The 5,413-nt window shown below is 72.2% G+C and carries 5 protein-coding genes; all 5 read left to right on the forward strand.

Annotated elements, in window-relative coordinates; genetic code table 11:
* Positions 1-209: 209 nt before the first annotated feature.
* The gene (dhaK, locus tag ACFRCR_RS16320) at positions 210-1,205 is read left to right on the forward strand and encodes a dihydroxyacetone kinase subunit DhaK (protein WP_377678971.1); all 996 of its coding nucleotides are present in this window, start codon (positions 210-212) and stop codon (positions 1,203-1,205) included.
* Positions 1,206-1,290: 85 nt separating this feature from the next.
* Positions 1,291-1,935 carry a dihydroxyacetone kinase subunit DhaL gene (dhaL, locus tag ACFRCR_RS16325; RefSeq protein WP_377678973.1) on the forward strand — a complete coding sequence of 215 codons (645 nt, stop codon included), beginning with the start codon at positions 1,291-1,293 and terminating at the stop codon, positions 1,933-1,935.
* A 7-nt stretch (positions 1,936-1,942) separates the two neighbouring features.
* Entirely contained in the window at positions 1,943-2,704 is a 762-nt protein-coding gene (dhaM, locus tag ACFRCR_RS16330) for a dihydroxyacetone kinase phosphoryl donor subunit DhaM (RefSeq protein WP_377678975.1), read from the forward strand.
* 110 nt (positions 2,705-2,814) lie between these two features.
* The gene (locus ACFRCR_RS16335) at positions 2,815-3,447 is read left to right on the forward strand and encodes a TetR/AcrR family transcriptional regulator (RefSeq protein WP_377678977.1); all 633 of its coding nucleotides are present in this window, start codon (positions 2,815-2,817) and stop codon (positions 3,445-3,447) included.
* 90 nt (positions 3,448-3,537) lie between these two features.
* A complete protein-coding gene (locus tag ACFRCR_RS16340) occupies positions 3,538-5,271 on the forward strand; it encodes an MDR family MFS transporter (protein ID WP_377678979.1) in 1,734 nt (577 codons plus the stop codon).
* Positions 5,272-5,413: the final 142 nt, after the last annotated feature.

Genomic DNA, 5,413 nt, shown 5'->3' on the forward strand with positions numbered 1-5,413 from the left:
CCCCTCGGACGAGGGGCGCCCTGCGTCGTCGGGCGGGCGTCTCTCCCGAGGCCGAGGCCTTCCCACGCTGTGACGGCCCGGCTCCCTGCGTGCCGCGTGCCGCGCGGGGGTGTTTGATGGGGGGACGGGCACCGGGGGCACGCGTCACCGGTGCGCGAGCAGTGCACGCGGCCGCCCGGTGCCGCAGCAGTCCGACGAAGGGATGCGCCATGAAGAAGCTGCTCAACGAGCCGCAGGACGCGGTGACGGAGTCGCTCGACGGGTTCGAGCTGGCCCACGCCGACCTGGTCGAGGTCCACCGCGCGCCGCTGTACGTCTCGCGCGCGGGCGGCGCGGTGCCCGGCAAGGTCGGGCTCGTCAGCGGGGGCGGCGCGGGGCACGAGCCCCTGCACGCGGGCTTCGTGGGTGCCGGGATGCTCGACGCCGCGGTGCCCGGCGCGGTGTTCACCTCGCCCACGCCGGACCAGATCGTGCCGGCGATCCTCGGCGCCGACTCGGGTGCCGGCGTGCTCGCGATCGTCAAGAACTACACGGGCGACGTGCTCAACTTCGAGACCGCGCTCGAGCTCGTCGAGGCCGAGGGCACGCAGGCCGCGAGCATCCTCGTCAACGACGACGTCGCGGTCGAGGACTCGCTCTACACCGCGGGGCGTCGCGGCGTGGCCGGGACGGTCGCGGTCGAGAAGATCGCCGGGGCCGCCGCGGACCGCGGGGACGACCTGGGCAAGGTCACCGAGATCGCCGGCCGGGTCGTCGCCAACGTCCGCTCCATGGGGGTCGCGCTGAGCGCCTGCACCGTGCCGCACGTGGGCAAGCCCAGCTTCGACCTCGGCGACGACGAGATCGAGATCGGCATCGGGATCCACGGTGAGCCGGGCCGTCACCGCATCCCCCTGGCCTCGGCGGACGAGATCACGGGCATGCTGGTCGACGCCGTCGCGGAGGACCTGCGGCTCGAGGGCGGCGAGCGAGTGTTGCTGTTCGTTAACGGTATGGGCGGTACGCCCCAGTCCGAGCTCTACGTCGTCTATCGTCAGGCGAGGAGGCTGCTCGAGGCGCGCGGCGTGGCGGTCACCCGCTCGCTCGTGGGCAACTACGTCACCTCGCTGGAGATGCAGGGGGCCTCGGTCACCGTGCTCCGGCTGGACGACGAGCTGACCGCGCTCTGGGACGCGCCCGTGCACACCGCCGCTCTGCGGTGGTGACTCCGGCCGACCCCCGAGAGCCGGGGGACGGCGCAACCGGGGCGGTTCTCGCGAACCGCCCCGGACAGTAGGGAAAGGGCGATTGATGACGCTGGACGTTGCGTGGGCTGTGCGCTGGATGAGGGACACCGCGACGATGATCGTGTCGGCGCGGGACGAGCTCACCGAGCTGGACCGTCAGATCGGCGACGGTGACCACGGCGAGAACCTGAACCGAGGGTTCCAGGCGGTCGTCGCCAAGCTGGACGGGCTGGAGGCCGAGCCCGCGCAGATCGGCGACGTGCTCAAGCTCGTGGCGACCACGCTCATGTCCTCGGTCGGAGGCGCGTCGGGACCGCTCTACGGCACCGCGTTCCTGCGCGCGGCCAAGGTCACGGGACTGGCGGAGCTCGACTCCTCGGCCGTCGTCGCGCTGCTCGAGGGCGCGCTCGAGGGCATCACCGCGCGCGGCAAGGCCGCGCCGGGGGAGAAGACCATGGTCGACGCCTGGCAGCCCGCGGTCGACGCCGCGGTCGCCGCGGCGGACTCCGGTGCGGACCCCGTGGGCGTCCTCGAGGCGGCGCTCGCCGCGGCCGAGGCCGGCGCTCTCGCGACGGTCCCCCTGCTCGCGACCAAGGGTCGGGCGAGCTACCTGGGCGAACGGAGCATCGGGCACCAGGACCCGGGGGCGACGTCGACCGTCGTGATCCTGCGGGCTGCGGTCGCGGCGGCCGCCGCTCCCGGTGAATGATGGCCCGATGACTACCCCACAGGTCGGCGATCGTGCACGGATCGCCCTGGTGCTCGTGTCCCACTCGGCCCGTCTCGCGCAGGGGGCCGCCGAGCTCGCCGCGCAGATGGCTCCCGGCGTGCTGCTCCTGCCCGCGGGCGGCACGGACGACGGCAGCCTGGGGACGAGCTATGACGTGGTGTCGACCGCGGTCGACGGGGGCCTCGTGGGGACCGAGGGGGTCGTGGTGCTCGCCGACCTGGGGTCGGCCGTCATGACGATCGAGTCGGTCATCGAGCTCGATGACTCGCTCGAGGGCCGGGTCGTCCTCGCGGACGCCCCGTTCGTCGAGGGGGCCGTCGCCGCGGCCGTCACGGCGCACGGCGGGGGCAGCCTCGCCGAGGTGCTCGCCTCGGCCGAGGCAGCCGGCAGCACCTTCGCGCAGAGTGCGGCCGGAGCCGGGGGAGGGTTCGTCCCCGCCGCCGGGCCGGCCGACCAGCTCGCCGGCGCCGCGGGCATCGAGGACGACTCGCCCGGCGCCCCGCGTGCGGTCACGTTGCGCAACCCGCTCGGCCTGCACGCCCGTCCGGCGGCGATCCTCGCCCGGCTCGTCGCGGGCTACGACGCGAAGGTCACCATCAACGGGGTCAACGCCGCGAGCGTGCTCGAGATGATGAAGCTGGGCGCGACCGGCGGGCGGGAGCTCGTGATCGCGGCCGAGGGGCCGCAGGCGAACGAGGCCCGGGACGCGGCGCTCGCCGCCGTCGAGGGGGGTTTCGGCGAGGCCTGACGCCCCGTCTCGGCGCCCGCCCGTTCGTCGGCGACGAGAGCCCGGCCGTGACGGGTGTCACGCAAATACTGCATTGCCTGCAAAGTTGCACGACGTGTAATGTTGCGGCTGTGCAGAATCTGGTCGAGCCCTCCGCAGCCCCCACGGGACTGCGCGAGCGCAAGAAGCGCGAACGCCGTGAGGCGCTCATCGACGCCGCCCAGACCCTCGTGCTCGAGCGAGGTCTGGACGACGTCACGGTCGAGGACGTCTGCACCTCGATCGGCGTCTCGACACGCACGTTCTTCAACTACTTCGCGTCGAAGGACGACGCGGTGCTCGGGGTCGAGGAGTTCTCGCCGTCCCCCGACGCCGTGGCCGTCTTCGTCGGGGGCGGCCCCACGGGGGACCTCCTGGACGACCTCCAGGCGCTCGTCACCGACCTGCTGGCCCACCAGGTCATGTCCCTCGACCGCGTGCACCGGGCGATCAAGCTCGTCGAACGCGAGCCCCGGCTCCTCGCCCGCCACATGTGGTGGATCGAGAACCTGCGCACGGGGCTCATCGACGTGTTCGACCGGCGCCGCGCCGACCACCCCTTCGTGCCCGAGCCCGAGCTGCTCGCCATGGTCGTGATGAGCCTCCTGCGCACCACGACCCTCGAGTGGGAGCGTCTCGGGCGCACCGGCGAACCCGTCGACCACCTCGGCTCGGTCGTCGCCCAGCTCCGGGCACTCGTCCGTCCGGGGTCCACGCCGGGCTGACCGCGCACCTCGCACCACCTTCCTCGCTCCCCTTCGCACCCGCGGTCCGCGTCCGCCGGGTGGCTCCCCACCGACCTGAACGGATTCCTCATGTCCACCTCCCGCTCCACGACGCCGGCCCCGCCGGCCGGGGCCGGCGCGTCTCCCACGGACAGCGGCAAGCCGCTCATCGTGCTGACGCAGCGCACCGTCTGGCTGATCTTCGGCGCGCTCATGGCCTCGATGTTCCTGTCCTCGCTCGACCAGTCGATCGTCGGCACCGCGATGCCGACCATCGTCGGCGAGCTGCACGGGGTCGAGCACCAGGGCTGGGTCATCACGGCCTACATCCTGGCGATCGCGATCGTCATGCCCCTCTACGGCAAGTTCGGCGACCTGTGGGGCCGTCGGTGGCCCTTCCTCGTCGCGATCGGCCTGTTCACCGTCGCCTCGGCAGGTGCGGGCTTCGCCCAGACGTTCCCCGAGCTCGTCGCCTGGCGCGCCGTCCAGGGCCTCGGCGGCGGTGGCCTCATGATCCTGTCGCAGGCCATCATCGCGGACATCGTCCCGGCCAAGGACCGCGGCAAGTACATGGGGCCCATGGGTGCCCTGTTCGGCATCGCGGCCGTGATCGGCCCCCTGCTCGGCGGCTGGTTCACCGAGGGACCGGGGTGGCGCTGGGCCTTCTGGATCAACGTCCCGATCGGGATCGCGGCGTTCCTCGTCGCCTGGTTCACGCTCAAGCTCCCGAGCCACCGTTCGGGGCGCAAGATCGACGTCGCGGGCATCTTCTTCCTCGTCGTCGGGACGTCCGGGATCGTCCTGCTCACGAGCTGGGAGTCGCTGACCTCCAGCCGGGGCTACGACTGGTCCGACCCCAAGCTCCTGGGCATGGTCGCCGCGACCCTCGCATCGATCGCCCTGTTCGTCGTGGTCGAGCGGCGTGCGGAGGAGCCCCTCCTGCCGCTGCACCTCTTCAAGAACCGCACGTTCACCATCGCGACGCTCATCGGCCTCGTGCTCGGCATGGGCATGTTCTCCGCGCTGGCGTTCCTGCCGACGTTCCTGCAGATGTCGACCGGTGCGGGCGTGACCGAGTCCGGCTTCCTCATGCTGCCCATGATGGTCGGTGTCATGCTCACGGCGATCGGGTCCGGGTTCGCGATCACCAGGACGGGCCGCTACAAGATCTACCCCGTCGCGGGACTCGCGATCACGACCGCGGGCATCATCTGGCTCACGACGATCACGGGCGACATGTCCATGGTCCTGTTCGGCGCCATGATCTTCGTGATGGGTGCCGGCATGGGGCTCGTCATGCAGACCATCGTGCTGGCCGTCCAGAACTCCGTGGACCCCCACGAGATCGGCACCGCGACGAGCGCGAACAACTTCTTCCGCGAGATCGGTGCGGCCGTGGGCACGGCGCTCTTCAGCACGATCTTCACGACGCGGCTGTCGGCCAACCTCGCGGAGGTCATCCCCGGCGGCGCGGCCACGGGTGGGGGAGAGGCGTCGAGCCTGACCCCTGCCGCGGTCCAGGCCCTCCCGGAGCCCGTCAAGACGGGCGTGATCGACGCCTTCACGAACGCTCTCGCCCCGGCGTTCTGGTACCTGGTCCCGCTCGTCGTCGTCGGCTTCGTGCTCGCGCTGTTCCTCAAGGAGGTCAAGCTCTCGGGCGAGGCCGGCATGGTCGCTCGCGGCGAGGCGATCGCCGACCCGAAGGGTGAGATCGTCGAGGGCACGCAGGACGCCCCGGTGCGCGACGCCGTCGGGCCGGACGGGGCGAGCATCACCGCGGAGGACGACCCGACGGGCGCCTCCGCCCGGCAGACGCGCCGGTAAACTGAGCGGCGTGAGCTCCACCATCGAACCGGCCGACACGCCGGCAGAGCAGGCCCGGCCCGCCGCGTCCTCCGCCCCCTCGGCGCGCGGAAGCGCCCGGCCCCCCCCCCCCACAACACCCACAGTACCCCGACAAGAGAGG

It is taken from the genome of Oerskovia sp. NPDC056781 (assembly GCF_042789955.1).
Taxonomy (GTDB): domain Bacteria; phylum Actinomycetota; class Actinomycetes; order Actinomycetales; family Cellulomonadaceae; genus Oerskovia; species Oerskovia rustica.